This window comes from Actinomadura sp. NAK00032 (assembly GCF_013364275.1).
In the GTDB taxonomy this organism is placed as follows: domain Bacteria; phylum Actinomycetota; class Actinomycetes; order Streptosporangiales; family Streptosporangiaceae; genus Spirillospora.
Genome location: NZ_CP054932.1, coordinates 4,544,449 through 4,569,171 on the forward strand (window position 1 = coordinate 4,544,449; position 24,723 = coordinate 4,569,171).

The 24,723-nt window shown below is 69.7% G+C and carries 26 protein-coding genes; 16 read left to right on the top strand and 10 right to left on the bottom strand.

Annotated elements, in window-relative coordinates:
* Positions 1-8: 8 nt before the first annotated feature.
* From HUT06_RS21100 to HUT06_RS21110, 3 genes are read right to left on the bottom strand one after another with little or no spacing between them, the layout of a single operon-like run.
* On the bottom strand, positions 9-860 hold the full coding sequence (locus HUT06_RS21100; protein WP_176197314.1) for a fumarylacetoacetate hydrolase family protein: 852 nt from the start codon (positions 858-860) through the stop codon (positions 9-11).
* Between the two features lie 3 nt (positions 861-863).
* The gene (locus HUT06_RS21105; protein ID WP_176197315.1) at positions 864-1,787 is read right to left on the bottom strand and encodes a Gfo/Idh/MocA family protein; all 924 of its coding nucleotides are present in this window, start codon (positions 1,785-1,787) and stop codon (positions 864-866) included.
* Positions 1,787-2,809 (bottom strand): Gfo/Idh/MocA family protein, encoded by a 1,023-nt coding sequence (locus HUT06_RS21110; protein ID WP_176197316.1) that lies wholly within the window; start codon positions 2,807-2,809, stop codon positions 1,787-1,789. The genes HUT06_RS21105 and HUT06_RS21110 overlap by 1 nt, the downstream gene beginning before the upstream one ends.
* 177 nt (positions 2,810-2,986) lie before the next feature.
* Here HUT06_RS21110 and HUT06_RS21115 point away from each other — a divergent pair, with 177 nt between their 5' ends.
* Positions 2,987-4,321, top strand: coding sequence for an aspartate aminotransferase family protein (locus tag HUT06_RS21115; RefSeq protein ID WP_176197317.1), 1,335 nt, complete (start codon positions 2,987-2,989; stop codon positions 4,319-4,321).
* A gap of 59 nt (positions 4,322-4,380) precedes the next feature.
* Here HUT06_RS21115 and HUT06_RS21120 read toward each other — a convergent pair whose 3' ends face one another.
* Entirely contained in the window at positions 4,381-5,988 is a 1,608-nt protein-coding gene (locus tag HUT06_RS21120; protein WP_176197318.1) for a sialidase family protein, read from the bottom strand.
* Between the two features lie 575 nt (positions 5,989-6,563).
* Positions 6,564-6,944 (bottom strand): GbsR/MarR family transcriptional regulator, encoded by a 381-nt coding sequence (locus tag HUT06_RS21125; protein ID WP_254715304.1) that lies wholly within the window; start codon positions 6,942-6,944, stop codon positions 6,564-6,566.
* A gap of 27 nt (positions 6,945-6,971) precedes the next feature.
* On the opposite strand from HUT06_RS21125, the gene HUT06_RS44645 reads away from it, so the two are divergent.
* The 3 genes from HUT06_RS44645 (at position 6,972) to HUT06_RS21140 (ending at position 8,621) form a co-directional block, all read left to right on the top strand.
* Positions 6,972-7,637 (top strand): GMC family oxidoreductase N-terminal domain-containing protein, encoded by a 666-nt coding sequence (locus tag HUT06_RS44645; RefSeq protein WP_254715305.1) that lies wholly within the window; start codon positions 6,972-6,974, stop codon positions 7,635-7,637.
* Positions 7,634-8,287, top strand: coding sequence for a LysE family translocator (locus tag HUT06_RS21135; RefSeq protein WP_217711367.1), 654 nt, complete (start codon positions 7,634-7,636; stop codon positions 8,285-8,287). Before HUT06_RS44645 ends, HUT06_RS21135 begins: the two co-directional genes overlap by 4 nt.
* Before the next feature lie 106 nt (positions 8,288-8,393).
* The gene (locus HUT06_RS21140) at positions 8,394-8,621 is read left to right on the top strand and encodes a hypothetical protein (RefSeq protein ID WP_176193783.1); all 228 of its coding nucleotides are present in this window, start codon (positions 8,394-8,396) and stop codon (positions 8,619-8,621) included.
* Positions 8,622-8,923: 302 nt separating this feature from the next.
* Here HUT06_RS21140 and HUT06_RS21145 read toward each other — a convergent pair whose 3' ends face one another.
* Entirely contained in the window at positions 8,924-10,117 is a 1,194-nt protein-coding gene (locus HUT06_RS21145; protein WP_176197320.1) for a site-specific integrase, read from the bottom strand.
* A gap of 703 nt (positions 10,118-10,820) precedes the next feature.
* Between HUT06_RS21145 and HUT06_RS21150 the strand changes: the two genes are divergently transcribed.
* The 5 genes from HUT06_RS21150 to HUT06_RS21170 all read left to right on the top strand — a co-directional run bounded on the left by HUT06_RS21150 (position 10,821) and on the right by HUT06_RS21170 (position 17,347).
* A complete protein-coding gene (locus HUT06_RS21150; protein ID WP_217711368.1) occupies positions 10,821-12,539 on the top strand; it encodes a Mu transposase C-terminal domain-containing protein in 1,719 nt (572 codons plus the stop codon).
* A gap of 11 nt (positions 12,540-12,550) precedes the next feature.
* Entirely contained in the window at positions 12,551-13,306 is a 756-nt protein-coding gene (locus tag HUT06_RS21155) for an ATP-binding protein (protein WP_176197321.1), read from the top strand.
* A 117-nt stretch (positions 13,307-13,423) separates the two neighbouring features.
* Positions 13,424-15,286: a hypothetical protein gene (locus HUT06_RS21160; RefSeq protein ID WP_176197322.1), complete on the top strand. Its 1,863-nt coding sequence runs from the start codon at positions 13,424-13,426 to the stop codon at positions 15,284-15,286.
* The gene (locus HUT06_RS21165) at positions 15,270-16,022 is read left to right on the top strand and encodes a hypothetical protein (protein WP_176197323.1); all 753 of its coding nucleotides are present in this window, start codon (positions 15,270-15,272) and stop codon (positions 16,020-16,022) included. Before HUT06_RS21160 ends, HUT06_RS21165 begins: the two co-directional genes overlap by 17 nt.
* 8 nt (positions 16,023-16,030) lie before the next feature.
* Positions 16,031-17,347, top strand: a complete 1,317-nt coding sequence (locus HUT06_RS21170) for a hypothetical protein (protein ID WP_176197324.1) — start codon at positions 16,031-16,033, stop codon at positions 17,345-17,347.
* 201 nt (positions 17,348-17,548) lie between these two features.
* Here the strand turns inward: HUT06_RS21170 and HUT06_RS21175 are convergent, their stop codons facing one another.
* From HUT06_RS21175 to HUT06_RS21185, 3 genes are all read right to left on the bottom strand, one after another.
* Positions 17,549-18,544 carry an IS3 family transposase gene (locus tag HUT06_RS21175; protein ID WP_176197325.1) on the bottom strand — a complete coding sequence of 332 codons (996 nt, stop codon included), beginning with the start codon at positions 18,542-18,544 and terminating at the stop codon, positions 17,549-17,551.
* A gap of 24 nt (positions 18,545-18,568) precedes the next feature.
* Positions 18,569-18,691, bottom strand: coding sequence for an IS3 family transposase (locus tag HUT06_RS21180; protein ID WP_176197326.1), 123 nt, complete (start codon positions 18,689-18,691; stop codon positions 18,569-18,571).
* A 227-nt stretch (positions 18,692-18,918) separates the two neighbouring features.
* Positions 18,919-19,113, bottom strand: coding sequence for a hypothetical protein (locus HUT06_RS21185; protein ID WP_176197327.1), 195 nt, complete (start codon positions 19,111-19,113; stop codon positions 18,919-18,921).
* On the opposite strand from HUT06_RS21185, the gene HUT06_RS21190 reads away from it, so the two are divergent.
* From HUT06_RS21190 to HUT06_RS21200, 6 genes are all read left to right on the top strand, one after another.
* Positions 19,103-20,356, top strand: a complete 1,254-nt coding sequence (locus tag HUT06_RS21190; RefSeq protein WP_176197328.1) for a helix-turn-helix domain-containing protein — start codon at positions 19,103-19,105, stop codon at positions 20,354-20,356. The genes HUT06_RS21185 and HUT06_RS21190 overlap by 11 nt on opposite strands.
* 376 nt (positions 20,357-20,732) lie before the next feature.
* A complete protein-coding gene (locus HUT06_RS43885; protein ID WP_217711369.1) occupies positions 20,733-20,894 on the top strand; it encodes a hypothetical protein in 162 nt (53 codons plus the stop codon).
* Positions 20,895-21,080, top strand: a complete 186-nt coding sequence (locus HUT06_RS43890) for a transposase (protein WP_302931819.1) — start codon at positions 20,895-20,897, stop codon at positions 21,078-21,080.
* Between the two features lie 63 nt (positions 21,081-21,143).
* Positions 21,144-21,518, top strand: a complete 375-nt coding sequence (locus tag HUT06_RS43895; RefSeq protein WP_217711907.1) for a hypothetical protein — start codon at positions 21,144-21,146, stop codon at positions 21,516-21,518.
* Entirely contained in the window at positions 21,406-21,705 is a 300-nt protein-coding gene (locus tag HUT06_RS43900) for a transposase (protein ID WP_217711371.1), read from the top strand. Before HUT06_RS43895 ends, HUT06_RS43900 begins: the two co-directional genes overlap by 113 nt.
* A gap of 157 nt (positions 21,706-21,862) precedes the next feature.
* Positions 21,863-22,027 carry a hypothetical protein gene (locus HUT06_RS21200; RefSeq protein ID WP_176193784.1) on the top strand — a complete coding sequence of 55 codons (165 nt, stop codon included), beginning with the start codon at positions 21,863-21,865 and terminating at the stop codon, positions 22,025-22,027.
* 86 nt (positions 22,028-22,113) lie between these two features.
* Here HUT06_RS21200 and HUT06_RS21205 read toward each other — a convergent pair whose 3' ends face one another.
* On the bottom strand, positions 22,114-22,713 hold the full coding sequence (locus HUT06_RS21205) for a restriction endonuclease (RefSeq protein WP_176197329.1): 600 nt from the start codon (positions 22,711-22,713) through the stop codon (positions 22,114-22,116).
* Positions 22,714-23,731: 1,018 nt separating this feature from the next.
* Here HUT06_RS21205 and HUT06_RS21210 point away from each other — a divergent pair.
* Positions 23,732-24,694: a hypothetical protein gene (locus tag HUT06_RS21210; RefSeq protein ID WP_176197330.1), complete on the top strand. Its 963-nt coding sequence runs from the start codon at positions 23,732-23,734 to the stop codon at positions 24,692-24,694.
* The last annotated feature ends 29 nt before the right edge of the window (positions 24,695-24,723 follow it).

Sequence of the window (24,723 nt, forward strand, 5' to 3'; positions counted from 1 at the left end):
TGGTCCGCTCAGCGGACGCGGTTCACCAGGCTTCCGAGCCCGGTCACGCGGACCGTCATCTCGTCGCCTGCGGACAGGAACTCCCCCGATGCCATCCCCACCCCGGACGGCGTGCCGGTGTACAGCACGTCGCCGGGCTCCAGCGTCATCAGCCGGGACGCGAACGCCACCAGCTCCGCGACGCTGAAGATCATCTGACCGGTGTCGCCGTGCTGCCGGACCCGCCCGTTGACCTCCAGGGTCACCTCGAGCTTCTGCGGGTCGGGTACCTCGTCGGCGGTGACGAGGTACGGGCCGAGCGCGGCGAACCCGTCGAGCCACTTGCCGTTCAGCCAGTCGAAGAACGCGACCGCGGAGTCCTCGGTGTCGCGGTCGTGGCCGTAGTCCATCCTGCGGGCCGACACGTCGTTGCCGATCGTGTAGGCGCCGACGTGGCCGAGCGCGTCCTCGACCGGGATGTCCTTGCCGCCGCGCCCGATCACCGCGACCAGCTCGGCCTCCCAGTCGATGCTGGGGCTGACCGACGGCAGCGCGATGTCCTCGCCGGGGCCGCTGACGGCGGTGCCGGGCTTGATGAACAGCCGCGGCGAGATCCGCGACTTGTCGAGCGCGTCCCCGCCGGTCTCGGTCACGTGCTCCTGGTAGTTCGCGGCCACCGCCAGGACCTTGCCCGGACGCAGCAGCGGCGCGAGCAGCCTCACCTCATCAAGCGCGTGCGCCGCCCCGCCGGACGGCGCCGGGCCGAGCCCGCCGACCAGCGCCGAGAGGTCGCCGGGGCCGAGGTCGGTGACGCGGCCGCCTTCGACGATCTCGCCGTGGCGGACTGCGCCGTCCGGCAGGCGGTACGTCGCGAGCTTCATGGATCAGACCTCCGGGGAGTCGATCGGCACGGGCGTGCCGAGGGCGAGGGAGCGGGCCGCGGCGTCGGTGACGCGCAGCGCGGCGAGGGCGTCGGCCGGGCCCGCCTCGGGCGGCCGGCCGGTGACGACGGCGGTGTGCAGCGCGGTCAGCATCCGGTCGACGGTGCCGGGGCCGTGCCAGGCGGTGCGGCTGCCCGTCACCGTCCGGACGGACGCGCCCGGCTTGGCGGCGTCGACGTCCATGACCCCGCCGGAGCCGCTGATGCGGTACCGGTGCAGCGCCATGCCGGGGGCGTCGATCGTGCCGCGCAGCCGGCCGACGGTGATGGTGCTGGTCATACCGTGCTCGTGGTCGAGCAGCAGGACGGTGAACCGGCCCGGCTCGCGGCCCGGCAGCGCGTGCACGCGGCGGACCGCCTGCCCGGTGAGGGCCCGCACCACGTCCACGGGGTAGAGGCCGAAGTTGACCAGTTCGCCGTCCGGGCACGGGTCGCCGCCGTCGACGAGGAAGTCGGCCTGGACGTTCCAGGGCAGCCCGACGCGTCCGGAGGCGAGCGCCCCCTTGGCGGCCTGGACGGCGGCGCCGAACCGGTGGTGGTGCGCCGGCATGCAGACCAGGCCGGTCTCGGCCGCGGCCGCGGCGATCGCCGCGACGCCGGCCGCGTCCAGCGCGAGCGGCTTGTCGGCCAGGACGTGGCAGCCGGCGCGCAGTGCCTCGACGACCCGGTCGGCGCGCTCGTCCGGCGGCGCGCACACGCACACGACCTCGGCGCCCGTCGCGCGGACGGCTTCGCCGACGCCGGGCCGGTCGCTGTCCACGACCTCGAACCCGGCATGCGCCCGGAACGCGGGAAGGTACATGTCGTGCTGGTGGTCCTGGGTCCCGAACCCGCCCGACCCCCAGGCCAGCACCTTGAGCACGCGCATCAGGACGCCTCCTTCAGGACGTCGGCGACCCGGACGGGCGCGCCGGTCGCGATCGATCGTTCGGCGGCGACGCCCATCGCCACGGCCAGCAGCCCGTCCTCACCGGTCACCAGGGCCGGCTCGCCGGTGACGGCGTCGGCCCAGGCGGCGATCTGCAGGGCGAACCCGTCGGCGCCGCCGGGCGGGAGCAGCGCGGTGCCGGTCTCGTCGGTGGCGGTGCCCGACTCGGCGTCCCAGGGGAGCGTGAGGATCCCGCCGGTCCCGGCGACCATGACGTCGCGGCGGGCGAAGGACGCCGGGCGGTGCCCGCGGCTCATCTCGCACACGGCGGTCGCGCCGCCCGCGAACCCGACCGTCATCTCCAGGTAGTCGTAGATGCCCAGTTCCGCGGCGGTCTGGCGGCGGCCCCGCGCGTACACGGTCTCGGGGGTGTCGCCCGTCCACCAGGTGACCAGGTCCAGCAGGTGGACGCCGTTGTGCAGGGCGTGCCCGCCGGAGCGGGCCGGGTCGAGCATCCAGCCGCGCCAGTCCGGCCAGATCCAGCCGCCGAGGATGGCCAGCCGGACGAGGCCGACGGTGCCCAGCTCACCGGAGCGCAGCACGTCCCGGACCGTCCGCGCGTAGTCGTAGTAGCGGTGGCTGTGCGCGGGCATCAGCACCCGCCCGGCCGCCGCGAACGCCTCGACCGCCCGGCGCGCGCCGGCCACCCCGGTGGCGAGCGGCTTCTCGATCAGCAGGTGCGCGCCCGCCTCCGCGACCTCCAGGGCGATGTCCGCGTGCGTGTCGTTGGGGGTGCAGACGACGCAGCCGCCGGCGCCGGTCTCCGCGAGCGCCGCGGCCAGGTCGGTGAAGGCCGGCACGCCGCCGTTCGCGCGGGCCGCGGCGGCGGCCCGGCCGGGGTCGATGTCGACCACGCCGGCGAGCTCCAGCCGCGGCTCGGCATGGATCGCGGCGGCGTGCTGCGCGGCGATGAAACCGGTGCCGACGACCAGCGTCCGAAGCGGCACGGAATGGGATTCCATGTCGACGGATCCTGATCCCCAGGTCATTCACGTGTCAAGGGTTGGCGGCAGAAAAACTTGAGAGCTCCCTGCTCATCCGGCGGTCCGACCATCGAAGGGTTGACATGGAACGCCTTTCCATGAACTATTCGCCGACAGCGTCACCCATCACTCGCCAATCTCTTGGGGGCTCCCAGAATGACCACCGCCGAGCTGGCCGGGCGCAGGTCCGGCGCGGAACTGCTCGCCGCCGCGCAGGCCGTGATCCCCGGCGGCGTCAACTCCGCCACCCGCCTGGTCGGCGTGCCGCACGCGATCACCGCCGCGTCCGGCGCGTACGTCACCGACGCCGACGGACGCCGCTACCTCGACTACCACGCGGCGTTCGGCGCGATCCTGCTCGGCCACGCCGCGCCCGAGGTCGACGGCGCGGTGCGCGCCGCCATCGGGGGAGTGGACCTGGTCGGCTGGGGGGTCACCGAGCCCGAGATCGAGCTGGCCCGGCTGGTCACCGAGACGATCCCGTCCGCCGAGCAGATGATCTCGGCGATGTCGGGCAGCGAGGCCACCGCGCAGGCGGTCCGGTTGGCCCGCGCGGTCACCGGCCGGCCGCTGATCGTCAAGTTCCAGGGCGGCTTCCACGGCTGGCACGACGCCGTCGCCCGCAACGTCATCTCCGCGCCGGACCGCGCCTACGGCACCGACCCGCTGTCGGGCGGCATCCTGCCGGAGGCCCTGGACGCCACGCTGATCGCCGAGTTCAACGACCTGGACTCCGTCCGCGCCCTGTACGAGGCGCACCCGCACCGGATCGCGGCCGTGATCATGGAGCCGATCCCGCACAACGTCGGCGCCCTCGTCCCGACGCCGGACTTCGTGACCGGGCTGCGCGCCCTGACCGCCGAGCAGGGCTCGCTGCTGGTCTTCGACGAGGTGATCACCGGGTTCCGGCACGCGCCCGGCGGCTACCAGCAGGTCTGCGGCGTCCTGCCCGACCTCACCACCTTCGGCAAGGCGATGGGCAACGGCTACCCGATCGCCGGACTCGCCGGCCCGCGGCGCCTGATGGAGCACTTCAGCTCGGCGGGCGGGGACGTCCTGCTCGCCGGGACCTTCAACGGCAACCCGGTCTCGTCCACCGCCGCCATCGCCACCATCACCTACCTGCGCGAGCACCCCGACTTCTACGAGCGCACCCACGCCCTCGGCGACCGCATGCGCACCGGCCTCACCGGCATCTGCGCCGACCTCGGCATCGCCGCCACGGCCGCGGGCTTCGGCGGCGTGTTCAGCCTCTACTTCACCGACGGGCCGATCCGCGGCTACCGCGACCTCATGCGCAACAACCACGCCGCCTACGTGGCCTTCCACCGCCGCATGACCGACCGCGGCTTCCTGATGCTGCCGCTCACCCTCAAGCGCAACCACATCTCCGCCGCGCACACCGAGGAGGACATCGACCGCACCCTGGACGCGGCCCGCGACGTCCTGCGCTCCATCCGCGACGACGGCATCCTCACCCCCGCCGAATAGACGACGGGAAACGGTGGCCGCTGTGCGGAGCGGCCACCGTTTCCCATTTCCGGAACGGCTCAGCGCGCGAGCATCAACTCGGCGAGCATGGACGCGCCATCGGACTGCGAGATGACCACCTTGACGTGCCCGACGGTGGCAGCCCGGTCGAGTTCGGCCCAGGCGATCTGCCCGGCGGCGGAGATGTGGCCGGTGCGCACGTCGACGGGCTCACCCCAGTCCCGGCCGTCCGCCGAGAGGTAGACCGACGCCGTCTCGGCGTATCCGGGTTTGAGGTTCAGCCCGATCCACGACACCCGCTGCGCCTCGGCGAAGCTCAGCGTGAACTGCCGCGGCGCTTCGGGCGTCGCGACGGGACCGAGCGCCGAATACCAGTACTCCGCCACCCCGTCGACGGCACCGGCCGGCCGCGCGGTGGGGTGGTTGCGGTGGCCGCTGGTCAGGTCGGTCTCGAAGGTCGCCGCACCGGCGGCGACCATCGCGGGGAGGTCCAGGACGTCGCCCGCCTCGGGCTCGGTGGCCTCCGGCGGCCTGGCCTGGACGAAGTCGGACAGCTTGCTGAAGGTGCCGATGATGCTGCCGCGAGCCTCGTCGTAGGACACGGTGATGAAGTGGTGCCCGCGGACGACCGCCGTACTGGGGTCGGCCTGGTCGACGTTGGGTCCGGCCCGGTACAGCAGGACGTCGCTCGAATCGCTCCACTCCCGTCCCGGCATGCGGATCCGGCCCACGGTCGGCTCGTTGGACGCGAACTGCCCGGACCGGTCCCCGTAGGTGGCCAGCAGCTTCCCGCCGGGAAGCGCCAGGATGTGGTGGGCCTGCCCCTTCATCGGCGTGGCCACCGGCGTGCTCCAGGTGCGTCCGCCGTCGGCCGAGTCCGTCTGCCGGGAGACGCCGCCGCCACCGGCCGTGCGCAGCAGCGCGGTGACGCCCCCGCGCGTGGCCGCCAGCGCCATCTCCGACAGGGAGACGCCGTCCGGGACGGGGATCATGGCCTCGTTCCCGACGGGCCAGGTGCGCCCGCCGTCGGTCGACCGGACGACGCTGGCCCGCCCCGTGGTCGAGTCGGACACGGTCCCGTAGAGGGGCAGCAGCAGGTCGCCGTCGTCCAGCTCGACGATCTTCCCGGTGGTGGCGGCCCAGCCCAGCGGATAGGCGCCGTGGACCGGCCCGCAGCCGCACGACATCCGCGACCCGACCAGCACCGGCTCGGACCAGGTCCGCCCGCCGTCGGCGGACCGGGTCACGAACGAGCCGAGGATGACCGCGCCGGTGGTGCCCTCGTTGGTCCAGTCGGTGCGGAACCAGTTGATGACGATGGTGCCGTCGGACAGCTGCGTGATCTGCGCGTCCCGGTCGTCCTGCGGGGTGTCGATGACGACCCGCGGCCGCGACCAGCTGCGGCCGTCGTCGGCGCTCTCGGTCCACATGTACCGGCCGTCGTCGCGTGAATGCCTCGTGGCCTGGTAGAAGACCGTGACGAGCCGGCCGTCGTGGAGCCGGGTGATGTCCGGGAACCAGGCCTTCTGGTCGCCGTCGGGCCCGGCGACGATCACGTCCGGCTCGTCCGGAGACGCCGGCGAGGCGGCCGCGCCGGCCGGCATGAGGATGGCGCCCGCCACCACCGCGGCACCGGCCGCGGCGAGCCGTGCTCTGATTCGGACCATTCGTCCCTCCCAACATGGAACGTCATTCCATCTGCCCGAAGTAGAGCCGCACCTCCATTCCATGTCAATGGCCGAACGCGGCCCCGCGAACCTCTGCCGACGCGTTCCCCCGGCTGGCCGGACATTGACATGGAACAAAATCCCGCGTTGACTCCGTGTCACGTAAAGCACAGCCGCCCACCGCCCTTGACCCGCCACGTCCTGCTCGCGCGGGCGAGCGCGCCTTGTCCCTCGCCCTCCAAAAATCGCAGATCCCGAATCCGCTACTGCTGGAAAAGCGTGAGATGGCAAGCGCTTTCGAGGCAGGTTCTCGGACGGCGGAGAGCAGGAGTCCTCAGGAGCAGAAACGGCTCGGCTCTGACGCTGGGCGCCCGGCTCCCTTCGTCGTCGCCGGAGCCGCCCGCGCCCGCTTCATCGATCCAGGAGCGCCATGGTCATCGGCTCGGCCAGGATGAACTCCAGGACCTTCTCGATGTGGCGGAAGTGATCGGTGGCGAAGTGCCCGTCGAGAGCGTCCGGGCCGGGCCGAGGCCGGCGCCGGTGGCGGCGATGGCGACCGGCGCGGGGGGCGGGCGCTATCGGGATGCCTTGTATTGGCCGAGGAGGGCTTCGAGGCTGCGCACCATGAAGGTGTAGTACTCGTGCATCTCGCGGAGGCGCTCCTGCTGGCGTCCGGGCAGGCCGGCGCCCCGGGCGTGCGCGCTCTCGGCGAGGGCCAGCAGGTCGGTCGTCGCGTCCAGTTGATGTTGGAGGCAGCCCGCCCAGGCGTCGTCGCGCCACTCGTAGACGTACTGGCGCGAGCCCGGCGGCTTGAACCGCCGGACGGTCCCGCTCTCCACCAGCAGGCGCGTCATCTCCGACATCGAGCCCTTGCTCGCCTCCAGCGCGTCTTGCAGGTCCGCCATGGTCATGGGCGCCTCGCTGAGCATGAGGACGGCGGCTGCGCGTCCGGCCATCGGAGGCCAGCCCATCGCGCGGCCGATGTGCAGGCCGAAGTCGTCGATCAGCGCGTTCCGGTCGCCGAGGGCGTCACCTCGTCCCGGACCGACGAGCAGCCGCAGGCCCCGTACTGGCGCGGCCGGGGCGCGGGCGGCAGCTCGTCGGTCAACGGGCAGATCGCGATCCTCCCGCCGGTGGAGGACTTCGCTCACTGGGCCGCCGCCGGATGCGGCGGCTGGTCGCCCGAGGACGTCCTGCCCTACTTCGCCCGGCTGGAGGACGACGAGGAGTTCGGCGCCGAGCCCTACCACGGGCGCGGCGGGCCGACCCCGATCTTCCGGATGCCGCGGGAGCGCTGGGGCGGGGCGGACGGGGCGCTCGCCGCGGCCGCGCTGGCCGCCGGGCACGCGTGGGCGCCGGACGTGAACGCGCCCGGCGCGGCCGGCGTCTCCCCGTACCCGATCAACTCGCGGGACGGGCGCAGGCCGGGAAACACGCCCGTGCCCGGGACGACCTTCCGTGGTCGATGGCTCCCAGTCCGTCCCGGGCTCGCTGGCGGGCCGTCAACGCACCCCACCTCGTCGCGCCGGTGCGGGCCGGAGCCCGCTTCGAACGCCCCGAGAAAGCCGCAGCCTGACATCACCGACCAGTCGAGCACCGCCCCCGTCCGGCAGGAGGTGCCCACGGGCGCGGAAGGATGCCTCCCGTGACCACCTTCTCCGCCATCACCTCTTTCGCCCTCGTGGCAGGGATACTGACGATCATCCCCGGGATGGACACCGCCCTGGTGCTGCGCGCCGCCGTCACCCGGGGCCGGCGCCACGCCTTCGCCACCGCCCTGGGCGTTAACACCGGCGCTCTCGTCTGGGGCGTCGCCGCCTCGGTCGGCGCCGCTGCCGTGCTCACGGCGTCTCACCTGATCTACACCGCCCTGCAGATGGCCGGCGCCGCCTACATGCTCTGGCTGGGCGCCGACATGCTCTGGCGCAGTCTCCGGCGTCACGACTCGACCACGTCAAGCGACGCGCTCGACCAGCCCGGACCCATACCTTCCGATGACACCCTGGTGCGATCCTGGCGGCAGGGAATGACCACCAATCTGCTCAATCCGAAGATCGGCGTCTTCTACATGGCGATGCTGCCCCAGTTCATCCCCGAGGACGCCCCTCACCTGCTCATGGGGATCACGCTCGCGATCGTGCATGACCTGGAAGGCCTGGCCTGGTTCGCCCTGCTGATCTTCGGCACCCACATCGTCCGCCGTTGGCTCCGCCAAGGCAGAGTTCACCGCGTCATGGACGCGATCACCGGGACGGTCCTGGTCAGCTTCGGAATCAAGCTGGCACTTGCGGACAAGTAGCTCCCCTCAACCGATCCACAGGTTCTGACGTTCTCTCCCGCTGGGTTGAAGCGGTGGGGCACTCCGCAGGCCCCACGATCCGGGCAAGGTCGTCGCGGACCTGGCAGTGATGTTGGCGTCGGCCGCGCCCCTTGCCCGATATCGCGGTCCCGCCCGGGCCGCGTTCATCGACCACGGCCCGGGCGGGACCGGTGCGGCCGCCGCGCTGGTGCTGCGGCCGGGCAACGCCGGGTCCTACCCCGCCGCCGACCACATCGCCGCAGGCCTCCTCGCCCTCAACCAGATCCTGACCCGCCTGCACGAACAGGTCATCATCCGGACCGGGAGTGTCTGATGAACGGCGGATCCGATGATCAAGGAGACGCCAGGTGACCGACACCGCCGTCGAGAACGAGTCCGCTGAGGAGCCGGTCCGGACGCCGCCGGGTGCGGCGTCGGACGAGCCATGGTCACCTCGATGTGGTGAGGGCCGCTCTTGACCGGCGATCAGTCACTCGGTCAACGACTCCTTCCGGTCTCCGGTCTCCGGGGTGACGGTGGCGGCCAGAACTGCCGGGTGCCGATCACCAGCTTGGCGCGCATGCGGTCGGTGATCCCGGCAGCCCGCGTCCATCGCCCGGGTCGGTCCACGGCCGGTCAGGTCGGATCTCCGGATCCGGCGCGGGTGCGGTGTGTGGCGAGGATTCGGGTGAGGTCGGTGACCGGGGAGGAGGCGAGTTTGTGGTTAGTGTCGTCATAGCCGCGGGTGGTGCGGGGGTCGGCGTGCCCGGCCAGGTCTTGGACCTTCGCGAGGGGAACGCCGTTGCCGAGCAGGGTGGTGATGACGGTGCGGCGGCCGCTGTGCGGGCTGAGCCGGGACGCGGTGGGCAACCCGGCCCGGGCGGCCTGCCGGCGCAGGATGTTGGTGACGTCGCGCTGGGTGAGGCGTTTGCCGCCGGGCTTGGCCGCGTCGTAGGGGTGCGGGGTGGTGACCAGCAGCGCCCCGGGCGGGCAGAGGCCGTCGGGGGACCGGTCGGCGCGGACGGCCAGGTAGGCGTCCAGCACGCGGCAGAGTTCGCCGTCCAGGCGCACGTAGTCGCGGCCGTCGGGTCCCTTGCCCTTGGCGCTGTAGCGCAGTACCCGGTATCCGGCCTCGGTGTCCAGGTCCGCCAGGTCCGCACCGGTGATCGCCGAGACGCGTAGCGCGGTGTAAAACAGCAGCGCGATCACGGCCGCGTCGCGCCAGGCCGCCTCGGTGCCCAGTTCGACGCCGCGGCCCTCGGCGGTGTCCAGTAGCCGTGCGGTCTCGGCGGGGCTGAGAGTGGGCGCCTTGCGCGCGGACGCGGCGATCTGCGCGCTGCTCGGCCGCCTGGTCAGCAGGGTGGGGTTGCGGTCGGTGGCGTCGTTGGACTGCAGGTAGGTGTACCAGGACGACACCGCCGCCAGCCGCCGCGCCCGGGTGGCGGCGCTGGGCGGTCGGGACCGGCCGTTGACGGTGACGGTCATGGACGCCGACCAGTCGTCGATATCGGCGCGCCGCGCCGCCTGCGGGTCGAGCCCGGTGCGCGCGCAGTAGTCCAGCCAGCCGGCCAGGTCGCGGTAGTAGCCGCGGCGGGTGGCGTCGCTGCGCTGGCCGCGCAGCCACGCGGCGGTCAGCACCCGCAGCCCGTAGCGGTCGCCGGGATCGTCGGGCGGCAGCGCCGGCAGCAGCGCCACCGCCTGCGCGAACGGGTCGGAGGGACCGAACGCATCGGCGTCCTCCACACCGTCCCCGGGTGCCGCGCCGACCACCGGCCCCACCAGCGTGACGACTGTGGGCTCCGGCGTCGGCGGCACCGGCGTCGCGCTCATGCGCGCGGCCGTCGGCGACCCGTACGAGGCCTTCTGCGACTATGCATCGTTCTGCCAGTAGCGATTCGTCATCGAGTGTCAGGCAGCAGGTCACAGCCATCTTCGTCCAGGGAGTTCCCGCGAGGAACGCGCGCCTGGTAAACCGCACTATTTCGGATGAACGTCCAGGGCTTCGGCTCCCGGTTGTGTGGTCGGAGACAGGCAAAGACAGCGCGTTCGGATGATCGCCCCTCTCCGAGCGACGGGCCGGAGGCGACAGCGGCGCTTGCTGTGAGAGCGACGCCGGTAGCACGCGAGCCGGGTGAGCGATACACGAGGGGGGTGAATATACCTATTTACGAATATTGGCCAGAAAAAATCTCTATGTGTACTTATGGAATGTTCGCCCGATGTATAGTGTGCATGGTCGCGCTGGCGCTTGTGGCGAAAACCACTGGCAACACGTGACGAATCTACTGGTCGGGGTTGACGAAACGGCAAGTCAGGGGCGATCTGCATGAGACTGCCAGCGTCCGCCTCCTCACGCCATGCCAGTAATCTCGGGATCGAAATGATCTTCCTTTTGAGATCTTGATCGAATGTTACGGCGATTGGAGGTTCGTTTTTTATTGCCTTCTGGTAACTGGCCGGGACGGCCGGTTGTCCTGATCGTGGAGGTGCTTGTGCTTCGAGGGAGTAGCTGAGACGCCAGCAGGAGAGGTCGATGGGTGACTTGGAGCAAGATGTCCCTGAGGCGATCGAGAGGCTGGGTTCCTTGGCTCAGGTGCGTCGGGCTGCGGTGCGGCGTTTGCTGATGCTGGATCAGCGCGGCGATCTGAGTACCGAGCATGTGAGGGTCGTCGCGTCTTGTGTGGCGGTGCACGAGCGTACGGTTTGGCGGTGGCTGGAGCAGGCGCATGCCGACGGCCGCTGTGAGCGACTGCCGGTCGCCCGGTTCACCCTCACCGAAGACCTTCGTGCCCGGCTGGCCTTCTGGGGCGGGAACGCTTCGGCGCTGCATCGTGAGCTGGTTGCTGAGCAGAGGAGCGGCGGGGTGGAGGCGCCTAGCCTGGCAACCTTGCATCGGGCGATCCGGCGGGACGTGTCCCAAGGGATACGTGCCGGTATCCGGGATGGCGAACAGGCCAGACGGGCGTTCGACATCCGGTTGCGGCGACCGGACAAGAGCGAGGGCCACCGAAACCAGGTGTGGGAAGCCGATCATGTCAAGGCGCCGGTCTGGGTAGAGGTCGATGGGACGCCGGTGCAGCCGTGGATCACCTGGTTCATCGATTGCTACAGCTGCGCGGTGTGCGGGCTGGCCGTCACAGCGGGGTCTCCCAGCCGTGAGTCGATCTTGGCGTCGGCGCGGGCCTCGATTCTGTGCAACGACCGCTACGGAGAGTTCGGCGGCCTGCCTGACGCGGTGCGGATCGACCAGGGTAAGGACTTCTTGAGCGGGACGGTGCGGGCGGCACTGGGACGCTTCGCGATCCCGGTCGATGTGCTGCCCGGATACTGCCCTTGGCTGAAGGGCACGGTGGAGATGGTCAACGGTGCCGTGGAGAAGATGTTCTTTGCCGCACTGCCGGGCTTCACGCACGGTCCCAAGCGGCTCGGCGGTAAACCGGTCGATCCGAGCGAGCCGCTCCTGTCGTTCTCGGGGTTCGTTGAGTTGCTGTTGGAGTGGGTCGCCGAGTGGAACGAGCTGCTTCCCAAACCTGTGCTGGGCGACCGCACTCCCCAGCAGGTGTGGCGTGATGACCCCACTCCGTTGGAGCATGTTGAGGCCGAGGATCTCAGCCTGATGCTGCTGGAGGATGACGGCCGTCCGCGCAAGGTGTCCAACCAGGGCGTGAAGTGGAAGCGCCGGCACTATGTCAGCGAAGAACCCTGGATGGGCGATTACGTCGGTAAGTGGGTCAGGATCCGCTACATGCCCCATCACGATCATGAGATCGAGGTGTTCGACGCCTCCACGGGTGAGCATCTGGGACGGGCGTTCCTGTCCGATCAGGCGTCTGCAGAACAGGTCCGCCAGATCCTGCGCGCGCGTCGCGAGGCAGCTGCCGAGCTGGAGCGGACATTGAAGGCCGCCGCGCGGCTGCGCCGTGAACGCTTCGCAGCTCTTACTGCTCCTGGCCCGGCCAAACGCTTGGGAGCGTTGACGTCGGCGGAGGCCGACGCCGAGGTGCGGTTGCGCGATGCTGGCACCGGCCGGCCGCGGAAGGCGGCACGTCCGCGTACGGCCGCGTTGCCCGAGCCCGCTCCCGGCTGGGTGTTGCCGGTCCAGCGTGGGACCGAGGCCGAATCCGGCGGTAGGCCCGTGCTCGCGGCGGCCGAGCAAGCCGACGAGAGAGAACCGGGCGGGCAAGACCCGGGCGAGCAGGGGCCGGGCGAGCAGAGCGACGACGTTGGGTCTGATGAGAGGGGCCGGCGATGAGGCCGGGGCATGTGACCTCGCTGCGAGCTTCGGGAAGAAACCACTATCTGAAGCTTCCGGGGGCGAACGTGGTTGCCACCGATGCCCTGCTGGTCACCAAGGAGAACCTTGCCCGGGTGATCGAGAAGCAGGCGATGATGTGCGTCTACGGCGAGTCCGGTGTGGGCAAGACCCTGTCGGTCAATGAATGCCTTGCCGACGTCGCTCCGCAGCAGACTTTGCGGATGGCGTTCGGTGAATACCCGCGTCCGCGGGACGTGCGTCATACGCTTTTTGAGGCACTGGATTTGCCGGGGCGGCCGCCCCGTCGCCCATATGAGTTCACGCGGCTGCTGAAGGAAGAATTGTCGCGGCAGTTCCGTGTCCTGGTGTGCGATGAGGCGCAATGGCTCTCCAGAGAGTGTTTCGAGCTCTACCGGCATCTGTGGGATCACGAAACCACCCAGATCGCGATCGTGTTCGTCGGCGGCGCCGGCTGCTACCAGGTCCTGAGCAATGAGCCGATGCTGGCCTCCCGGATCTACATCTGGCAGGAGTACACCCGCATGTCCCGCGAGCAGGTGCAAAGCGCCATCCCGGCCTTTCATCCGTTGTGGGAGAAGGTCTCCGCCGCCGACATCGACGTGATCAACAAGCGGGCTGCTCATGGCCGCTTCCGTGACTGGGCGAAAATAACGTCCCTGGCGGTCGAAGAAATGCAGAGTCGGGACAGCGGCGTTCTCGACGAGGGTGTGCTGGAGTGGGTGTTCAGCAAGGACAGGAACTAATCCCTGGTCAGGGTCGCTGCCGGGTGCGTGCCTGGGTCAGTGCCCGGGGTTGGTGTCGGGGAGGGGGCATCGGCTGCCGGACTTCGATCGGCTCGCCAGGACGACGGGAGGTTCACCGTGGTGGAGAATGCGGTCTACGCGGCGGCTGCCGCCGAGACCGGGGCACAGTCGGCGCTGCGGGCCGACCCCGGCGGGCCGCAGGCGCCGACCGCCTGGAGGCGGGCAGCCGACCGGCCGGTGGTGACGATCGCCCTGGACGCCGCCGACGAGCACAGCAATGTCAAGGCGATGATGAGTCTGCATGATCCCGCTGCGGGCCGGATCGTGGTCCACCCGACTCCAGCGGTGGGCGGCATGCTCACCCTGGCCCATGATCTCATGGGCGCATTGGGAAAGTCGGCCGCTGCGCGCAACGATGGGCGCAGCGCGGCGGAGATCTGGCTGCAGGCCGCAGCCTGGATCTGCGGTTCGGGTATCAGCGAGATGGTGGTTTTGCGGGGGCATCTGCTGCCCCGGCCCGCATTGGCGCGGCTGGTGCAACTGGCCGCCGACACCGGCGCCGCATTGATCTTGGTATGGCATGAACGGCCTCCTGCCGACTGGCGCCAGGTACTGCCCGCCGCCACACTGGCAGTGCTCGAAGACGCGCAGGAAGCCTTCGTGAAGGCCCGCGCTCGTTTTCGGCCCCGGCCGGCGCCGCCCGCGGTGGTGCCGCTGTACTGCACCTCGCAGCTGCCCGCGGACGCCGGTCCGGCGCTGGCGCACGCCCTGCAGGCGCCGCTGCCCGCCCTGCAGGCGACGCCGCTGGCCGGTTTCCGCGCCCAGTTGAGCAGGTTCCTTGGGCCCGATGAGTTCACACAGGCCGACCTATTGTACGCGGCTGCGATGGACGCGGTGTGCGGGTTCTTGACCGGCAGCCAGTGGTATCACCGCGACCACGTCCGGCCCCTGACCTCATCTGCAGGGCGGGCGGGTGCCTCGCCTTCCCACCGCCCCGCCGCCGATCCGGTGAACCTCCAGCCCGACCCTGACTCGGTGGCCGAGGCGGTCACCGCCCAGGTCACCGTCCAGGAGGGGAACGCGGGCACCGCATCGGAGGCCGGCCCGTGTCCTGGGCGGCCGGGCGAGGAGGAGGGGCGCGCCGATCAGGACGGCATGGTGCAGGCCCGGCAGTGCCAGGAGACGTCCGCCGCTGCGGCCGACGACACCGATGACGCGCGCGGCGCGGAGGGTGCGGACGAGGGCGCGGACCGGCGAGGAAACGGCAAGCTGGCTGTGTTTCCGATGCTTTGGCCAGATCCCAACGCGCTGGATGAGTTCCTGCTGGCGCTGCTGAGCATCAGCAGTTCTCCCGCACACAGCATGGTGCTGCTGCGCGGGGCGCAAGCGGGGTTCCTGCTGCACGGCCTGCTGCTGACCGTACCCGCCGACCCGGGACGCCTGGGCGGCCCAGGGTTTGGCGGTTTTCCATTCAGCGTGCAGGTGGCCGAGCAGATTCGGGCCGAAATGCAGGATCCAGTCCGGTCCGCCGCGCTGGCCTTGACCCTCGCCACCGGCCTTGATCCAGCGGATCTGGCCTCCGTCCGGGCTCAGGACCTGGCCAATGACGCCTCCACCATTGCGCTGGGGCCCTACCCATGGCGCTCATCCGGTACCGCGCTGCGCTTTCCGGTCCCCCGACACGCCCGGGACCTGCTGGCCGCGGCCCGCGCCTACAGCGCCCTGGACGGAGGCGACCCCGGCGAACCGCTGCTGCCGTTCGGGCTGGGTCATCACGGGCAGGAGGTGTGGGCGACCGCTGAGGCGTGCGGTCTGGGTTTCCGCAGATCGCACCGGTGGGGGCCGCCCATGGGCGAGCGTCCCGACCGACCCGATTACTGGCATCTGCACCTGCGCTGCGCCTGGGTCGCCGATCCACTGCACGACAACCTCCACCTCTCACCGGGAAGGCAGGTGGGAACCTATGTTCCGCCGGCTTGACCTGCGCCGAATACAGCGGATCATGGACCAGCGTCACCTCGACCCCAACATGGTCGCCGACCGGACCCGTCTTCCCCTCAATCAGGACGGACCCGCCCGGGCCAACCTCGCCGACTTCTCCCGGATGAGCGCCGCACAGCTGGTCATCCTCGCCGAGGTGCTCGAGGTCGCCGTCGATGAACTCCTCACCCCACCGCTGGGGGATTGGGAGGCGGAACTGCAGGGCGAGGACCGTGACTTCCCCAGCCTGGACGCCGACGCGCTGCACGCCGCCCTGGCCCAGTTCGGGAGCCTCAGCGAGCACGCGCTGTGCAGCGCGTTCAAATGGACGCCGCAGCGGCTGGAGGACACCATCACCGTGCTGGCGCAGCGGCTGGACGGCAAAGGCGTCACCCCGATACGGCAGGGAGACCGGGTCATCCTGGAACCCGCCATCGAGGCCCTTCCGCGCGGCGCCCAGTGGCGGTTGACCGACTTGACCAACGACAGCGTCACCTTGGCCGAGGAGTATGCGCCTTTCCTGGTCACCGCGGTCCGTGCGCACGCCCTGGGCCCCTACCCCGGGCCGCCGATGGTCCCACGCCCCGTTGTCGACGCACTCGCCCGGCAAGGAGCCGCCCGGCCGCCCGACGCCCGTGCCCTGCCCGGACGGCCGGCACGGCTGGTTCCCCACGACGACCTGATGTTTGCGCTCCGGCTGCACCCGACGCCACCCGACCGCGCCCAGGCGCCGTGACGGCACCTATGACAGCAGCGCACGAAGTGCCGCTGATGAGGCGCCGCCCCGCCCGCATCAGCGAGGCCTGCGACCGCATCCTCGAGCACACCCTGGGCTGGGCCCGGGCTGTAACGCCCCGCCTGCGGAAACGACCCATCGGCGTCGAGAAGAAGGCCACCATGTCGGCTCGCACTCCTGCGCCCGCACCCCTGCCTGAACCGTCATCGGCCCTCGAGCAGCAGGTGCGCCAGCAGATCCAGGTGGCGCTGGGCGGCCGGCTCATCGAACTCGATCGCGCGGTCGCAGGCCAGGTCGCTTCGACTGCCCGTGATCACCTGCCTGATGCGGAATCCGGGCTTTGCCAGCAGACGCACTCACTGCTGATCGAGCTCACCACCCGCTGGGCGCTGCCGAGGAGAACCGAAGATCGCCCCGAATTGCTGCGAGACCTGGCCGAGTGGCTCGACCGCTGCGAGCACCCACTGTCGGCCGACCCCGCAGAGATCCTGGACTGGCTGCACGCCACCACCGACGATGGCGCCCATGACAGGGGGATACAGCTGTTCGTGGTCGAGCGGAGACTGCGGGTCCTGGCCTCCTGGTACCGGATCCTGCACGAACACCGCTTGTGCCGGCGCAATCCGGCCGTCGGGCTGCGCCGCCCCCGCCCGCCAGCCAGCGGCGACCACCTGGACATCGACCTGGTCGGCCCCTACCGGCCCAGGCCCCTGGAGCCCGTCGCCTTCGCCGTCGTCGTCGAATTCGCGCTGCAAGAGGCGCACGACGGCGGCTACGAGTCCTGCTGGCGTATCGCGGCCGTGCTGGCCGCATCCTTCTACCTGGGTCGGCCGGTCGCGGACCTGGTGAAGTTGGGCTTGGAGCATCTGACCGGCGTGGGCGCGTCCACCGACGCCGACGACCCGATGACCCTGTGGCTCGACGACCCGAATGCCGCCCCGCGGTTGCTGCCGGTGCCACCCGCGGTCAGCGTGCCGCTGCGGCGCTATCTGTTCCTACGCGCCGCCCGGCACTGCACCGACCCGCGACTGCTTCACGGCCCACTGTTTGCAGCCGATCCCGCAGAGTCCGGCTCGGACCAGCGTCTGTGCACCGGGCAGGACACCGGAGACGACACGCCGTGGGCGGACTGTGCTGAGCGCATCAACCGGCTGCTGTGGCGCGCCTCGAAAGCAACGGGGATCCGCGACGACATCGAGAGCAGCAAATTCATCGCCGAATCAGCTGAGCCGTGTCCCCAGCACCCGCCGACGCTGCCGCTGATCGAACCAGCGAGCACATTGTTCTGGTCGCATCCTGCCTGTCATGCTGATTTGGAGCGCTGAGGGAACACCCGACCTGCCGAACTGCAGCAGCCAGCCGTTGCTGGATCCTGCGTGCCTATCGATGGCAGTTCCCTGCCGGGGGGCTGCAGTTCTTCAGATGCGCGGCCTTCGACTCGACCGATGGCACTGGGTCCATGGCAATTTGCGGAAGCCGCTGCGTGAGACATCCGCCTTGCCTGCCCTGGGCGCGGGTGCTGGTGCTCATAGGCGCCCTTGATGGGTTCTGCGGCCCACATTCCATCCCACCCCGGGCTGGGAGGGAAAAGGGGGCGGCTGAAGGCCGCTACAGCCCGCAGGGTTGGAGTCCCTCACGACGGCCGCCGCCGCGCGGCGAACGGGGCAACGCTTGGCGCGGCGGCACTGGCCGTTCACGCGCTGATGCCCGCACCGGCCGGGGCCAGAACGCGACGGGCCGGTGCCGGCCGGCACGAGCCGTCGTCCAGACCGAGCAGTTGCCCTGCGCTCGGCGTGCCCGCCGAACGCATCTACATCGACCGGGCTTCTCCGGGACCACCCGCGGCAACCGCGGCGGGCTGGACCAGGTGGAGTCCACCGGATTCGGTGAGGTCCGGTGTACCTGGCGCTGGTCGGCGCTGGTGTGTTGATGGAACGGTAGTAGGCGGTCTCGTACTCGATGGGTGGGACGTCGCCGATGGCAGTGTGCAGCCGGCGGTGGTTGTACCGGCCGACCCATTCGACGATGGCGTATTCGACCTGGTCGCGGGTTCTCCAGATGCGGCGGTGGATCAGTTCGGTCTTGAAGGTGGCGTTCAGCGACTCGGCCATCGCGTTGTCATACGAATCGGCGACCGAGCAGACCGAGGCGGTCACGCCCAGGTCGGCCAGCCGGGTGGTGTAGCGGAAGCTGACGTATTGACAGCCCCTGTCGGAATGATGGATCAGGGTGCCCGGTTGCACCGGCCGTTCGCGGCCGCGTTGCCACAGCGCCATCTCCAGCCCGTCCAGCGGCAGGTCGGTGCGCAGGTGGTCGGCCAGTTGCCAGCCCACGATGCGGCGGGAGAAGGCGTCCAGCACGAACGCCACGTACACCCACCCCTCCCAGGTACGCACACAGGTGATGTCGGCCAGCCACAACCGATCCGGCCGGTCCGCGGTGAACTGCCGATTGACCAGGTCCGGCGGTCGCGGCGCCGACTCGTCAGGGGTGGTGGTGCGCCGACGGTCGCGCCGGTGCACACCCCTGCAGGCCGCGGGCGCGCATCAGCCGCTCCAGCGGCACCGCGCCACCTGCACGCCCTGGCGGCGCAGCTGCTTGTGCACCCGATAGGCGCCGTAGGTGCCGTAACTGGCCTGATGGACGTCGGTGATCTGCTCGATCAGCACTGCGTCGCGCTGGGCGCGGGCGGACGGCGTTTGCGGCCGTAGTAGGTGCTCGGGCACAGGTCCAAGACCCGGCACACCGGCTCGACCCCGCAGGAGGCCGCCGAGGTCGCCGACGACATCGACTTGCCGGACGGCCGCGGCGACCCAGAGGTCAAACCAATCCCGATCACCGTCAAAGACATCAAGATCACGGGAACGCCGCGGCCGACGGCGTTGAGGTCAGGCCGTCACCGGTGCAGGGTGAGCACGCTGGCGGTGTCGGCGGTGTCGGCGGTGTCGGCGGCGATAGCACCGGGACCGGTGAAGCCCGCCAAGGCGGTGAAGTCCGAGCGCGGCGGATGCGGGCAGACCGTGCGTTGAGTCTCGTCGCCTAGGGGGTGATGGTCGTAGGTGATCCCTACGCTCTGGAGTATGACTTTCACAGCGTTGCATCGCGCCCTCGGGGTCGCTCCGGGGCCGTTGACCGATGGGCTGCTTGATGCGGCGGTGAGCAGCGGCGTGATGGAGACGGACGACCTGGATTGGAAGTCGGAGTTGCCGCCGGTGAAAGGGCTACCGCAGACCGATTTCCCCAAGGATGTTGCCGCGATGGCCAATAGTGGTGGCGGAGTGATCGTCTTCGGCGTCCGGGAACGGCAGAAGGCTGCGACCGAGCGCGTCGATGTCGGGGGGTTCGATGAGGTGTACGAGCGCTCGCTGCGCAGTGCTGCGATCACCGCCATCTCACCGCCCGTGTTCGGCCTGAGCGTGCATCGGCTCGGAGACCAGGGCAAACGTGCCGTGGTGGTGGAGGTCCCGGCGAGTATCGACGGCCCGCATCTGATCTACAGGAACGACTACTTCGGCGCACCCGTGCGCAACGACTCCGACACCGTGTGGATGAAGGAACGCCAGATCGAGGCGATGTATCGGGCACGCTTCGATGAGCGACGCCACGCCACCGAGGCGCTGGACAATCTGTTCACCGAAACTGCAGGCGGGCGCGATGTTGACACACGCGCATGGCTGATCGCCGTCGCCCATCCCCGTGTTCCCCGCTTCCGCGACCGCCTCACGCGTGACCAGGCCCGCGACGTGCTCGTCAGAACTGAGGGCCTGGCTCTCAACTACGCCGGCCGGGGCGGGATTCACCCGCTGGAGAACGTGGACCGGCGCAACCCCCGACCGGGTCTGCGCCGCTGGGTCGCCGTCAACACCGCGACTGACCAGCGATCAACCTGGAAGCAGGCATGGGCAAGCATCCACCACGACGGCTCGGTCACCCTGGCGGCCGCGGTCGGTGGGCACCGCATGAGCGGCGACCACTACTTCGAGGGATCGCAGGTTCAGTCGGCAGCGGTCGAATGTGGCATCGCCGACTTCATGGGCCTCCTCCGCGCTACCGCTGAGGAGACCGACAACGACGAGTACGACGTGCGTGTCGGGATCGAGTGGACCGGCGAGCAACCGCTGACCATCCTGACGACCGACAACAACGGCTTCACCTACGGCGGCTCCTCCATCCCTCTGCACCGCTACACCCCTGTCGAGACCACAGTGAACGCAGCCGAACCCGCACAGGACTACGTCTGGCATGTCCACGACCTCGCCCAGGACTGCGTGAACCAGGGCGGTATTTCCAACGTGGTGATGATCCAGCCCCCAGAACGCGACACCCAGGAGTGAACCAAAGGTGGCCGCACCTGCAAGTGACTTACAGTGACGGCCGCTCCCTCGGCTCCTGGGCGCGTACCTGCTCACGCTGCTCGGTCCGCGTGAGGACTCGGCGGTGCGGGCGAGCCGGTCGGCGCGCTGCAGCATCGCGGTGACCAGGTTGGTGTTGGTGGCGGTGCCGTCGGCGGCGCCGGGCAGCAGCGCGGCGACGTCGACGCCCGGCTCCGACCAAGGCTTCATCCCATCAGCCTCGTCTGTGACTCCGGCATCGCCCACAAACCCGGCCACGTCGATGCTGGATGGCAGGCTCATCCGCTGCAGGGTGAACGAGCGGACATCGCACTGCCCGGCAGTATGCGGTGGCCCATCCGCGTAGAGCGTCTAAACCGTGTGGTCGAAGAAGATCGTCAACGATGAGGCGGCGACCCTGGACACGATCGGTGAGGCGTTCGCCCTGGCACAGGCCGTCGAGTGGGCGGTGGACATCGCCGGGACGTCCTCGGCGCTGCTGCTGACTCTGCTGGCCGCGCACGGCGCCAAGCCGGTGTAGGTGCCGGGCCGGACAGAGCACCGCATGTTGGGCGCCTATCAGGGCAAGGCCAAGACCGATGTCTGCGACGCTTATGTGGTCGCCGAGACCTTCCGGCTGCGCCGCGACTTCACCACGATCGACGTGCCCGCCTACCTCGTCGCCGACCTGGCGCTGCTGCCCCGACCGCGCCGACCTGGTCGCTGACCGGGTCCGCATGATCACCCGGTTGCGGGACGTGCTCACCGGCGCGTCCCAGCGTCGGGGCGGGTGTTCGACTACTCGGCGCACGAGGGCGCACCCGATACTGCTGACCGGCTACAGACCCCGACTGCGCTGCGCCGCCACGGCCCGGCACGGCTGGAGGCATGGCTGCGCAAGCGCGCGGTCCGCAACGCCGGCCAGGTCGCCGCGACCGCGCTGGAGACCGCACATGCCCAGTACACCGCCCTGCCCGGCCAGGCGGTGGCAGCGCAGATCGCCGCCGACCTGCCCACACAGCTGCTGGCCTTGGAAGACCGGCTCAAACGCCTTGACGCCCAGATCACCAAGGCCTTCCGCAGCCATCCGCGGGCCGAGATCATCGAGTCGATGCCCGGCATCGGCCCGGGTCCTGGGCACCGAGTTCGTCGCCGCCGCCGGTGATCTGGTTACCTACGCCGACACCGGATGCCTGGCCTCGGCGGCCGGGCTGGTGCCAGTGTCGCGTGACTCGGGCCGCCGTCCCGGCAGGCTGTACCGGCCCGAGGGCTACAACCGCCGCCTGCGGCGAGTGGCCTACCCGTCCGCCCGGACCAGCATCATCAGGCCCGGCTCCAACCGCGACTTCTAGCTCAAGAAGCGAGCCCGAGGCCTCTAACACACCCAAGCCATCATCGCCCTGGCCCGCCGACGGGTCGATGTCCAGTGCGCCCTGCTGGGCGGCGGACGGGTATTCAGCCCACCCAGCCGGCCGAGCGGGCGGCTTGACATCGTCATCGAGGCACCTGGTGATCGAGATCGTCGCAAATCTCGATCTACCAGGATCTCTCTCGTTGTCGCTTATGCCGCGCATGACGCAGCCAGTCCGTGACCTGCTGACTCAGGTCGGAATTTCCTCAATGGAAGGCCGAACCCACGTTACCGGTAAAACTCCGGGTGGAAAGCAGCGCTGAACATGCTGCCGCTGCACCACGGAGACCGCATCACCCCGAACTGAACGCCGATCACCATCTCGCCAACGGACCTTCAGACAGTCCCGTCATATCTCTAGTGAGGTTCCGGCCATCCAAAAGCCGAGTTCCTCTCGGTCAATCATCACGAGCCTGCCTCGCCCCTCTGACCGCGCTTGCACGGTATATCCAGAGTTGGTGACCAAAACTCCGCGGTGCCCCGTATATGTGCTGTGCACGGCTCCGATGAGGTTGCGGATGCGGTCGGCAGGCACGTTCCTGGCTTGCCGTTTGCACTGGACGGCGATTTTGTGTCCATCGGGTGTGCGCGCCGTGATGTCCACGCCTCTGTCTCCGCTTCGGCCGATGACCGCGACGTCCCGGTATCCGTCGCGACGGAGGAGCTCTGCGATCAGCTCCTCGAATTCCGTGCCGGTCATCACGTCGACGCGCTCGAACCTGGCGATGCTCTTCAGCCGTTCCTCACGTTGGTCGGCCTCGTGCTCGGCGACTTCCTTCAGGACCGCGATCGCGCCGACTAGGACGATCAGCAAGACCAGGACGCCCACGAGCCACGGCCAGGAGTCCTGCACGAAGTGGATCAGGACACGAACGGCGGTCACCAGCAGCCACATCCCTGCCGCACCAGCGAGCAGCGAACCGAAGGCGATACCTGTCGTGACCAGCACTGTCCGGACGATCGAGGTCTCTCGCGGTTCGATAGGAGAGGAATGATCCATGGTCGTCTCCGGTTTACGCGCTTGGGGGGAATGCCGATGAGTTCGGGTTCGGCTCGATGCTGCTGGTGCGGGACCGTGGCGGTGGGCGCTAGCATCACCTGCGAGAATGAGAAGAGCAGGTCGACGTCCACCGGAGTGGCCTGCTTGGTCTGGACTGCAGAGGCGACCTTCTCGGCGATATCACAAGCGCCGAGCAGGCACAGACCTCGATCTGGCCGCTCCGTCTGAGGAGCGGAGAATTCGCTACGGTGCCGGCAGCGGTACCCATCGCCAAGCCGCGACACCGTGATGTTGCGGTCCTATGACGAGAACGCTTCGCTCGTCCCAGCTGAAAGCTGATTCGCAGGTAGCGGTGATGAACGCCACTCACAGGCGCTCCAGCGGGGCCTGGCGTCAACTTCCCAACGCCTCCCGAACCGGGAGGCTCCCGCGATTTCGTATCATCATGGCGATCCGCCGTTACGTCTGATGCTGTCACGGGATGAAGGTACAACGCCGCTGCGACATTTCCCGGCTCCCCATCGCATCGTGCACAGCGTCACCCAACACCTCTATTTGGCGAAACCCCAGGCATTCGACCCAGACGTCTACGCCGAGTTCTTCGACCGCAACATCTCCACATTCAACGCGTTCTCGGACGACGGTATCGCCGAGTCGCCCCACCCGGAGGGCGTGGGGGTTGAGGCGCTGGAGGACCATGACCTGAACATAATCGGCCGTCCGGATATGGAGACGACAGGCGCCGAGGCCGCCGCGCACGGCCTGCGCGACATCGACGCCCCTGGCCCGCAGGCTCGCGCCGCGATCGCCGAGATCGAGGGCCTCCGGAGCGCCCCCCGCCCCCGCCGGCCGCCGCTCGACCGCGCAACGCCTCCGGCGCCGCCGTCCCGGACGGCGGCTTGGACAGCGGCTCGGCTAGCGGCCTGGACCGCGCGACGGACGAGGCAATCCGCTGCTGGCCCAGTTCATGGGTAACCTCGCCGTCAACCTGAACGCGTTGTTCCACGCGACCGGAGACCTGGCCCACGTCATGGAAGCGATCGACGTCGCTTGCCGTAGCGCCGAGGCCACCGCCGGGCAGGGCGGCCACTCGCGTTCGCTCGGCATCCTCGCCGTCGTTCTGCACGACCGGTTCCTGGTGACCGGCGAGCTGGAGGTCACACCAGGGCGGCGTCCCGCGAGGGGCAGACAACCGGCCCACGATGTTGCACTCTGGAGAATCGGACGTCCCGCCGCGTGGAAGGGGAAGGCGCTGGACGGAGAGATTCACGGGCGGCTGAGCTACCGCCTCGTCCTCGCCGTGGACATAGAGGGGTACAGCAGCCTCAGCACGCGGCACCAGTTGCGGAAGCAGCAGATTCTGCCCCGGGTTCTCGACTCCGCCGCCAGCGTCGTGGGGCTGGAACGGGACCAGTGGCTCAAGCAGGCAGGCGGTGACGGGGAGATTGTCGTCCTCCCCCCGGAGGCGGATGTCACCCGGGTTGTCGGCGACTTCGTTCGGGCTCTCACGACCGTGCTGGGAGAGGTGAACGAGGATCGCCTCCACGAGGACAGGATCCGCCTGCGGCTGGCGGTGCATTACGGAGCCGTGGCGCACGGTGCCTTCGGTCCCGCCGGGCAGACCATGATCGTCACGTCACGGCTCTTGGACTCCGAGCCCTTGCGGCGTGTGCTACGCGAGCAGCCAGATCTGGATCTGGCGTGCGTCGTGTCGGAGTCTCTCTATCGGGACGCGGTGGCGACTGGTCTATCCGGCCTATCCCCGTCGGCGTTCGAGCCGGTGAGGCTTCAAGTGAAGGGGCGCTCTCTGGGCGGCTACGTCCTTCGGGACCCAGGCGGGTACCGCACCGCGGACCTGACTCGCCCCGCCCCACGAGAGCCGGCCCCGGACGACTCCGGGCGGACGGCTCCCGCGCGGCGGCGGGACTGATGGTGGACGCGCACGCGGCGGCGTGCCGC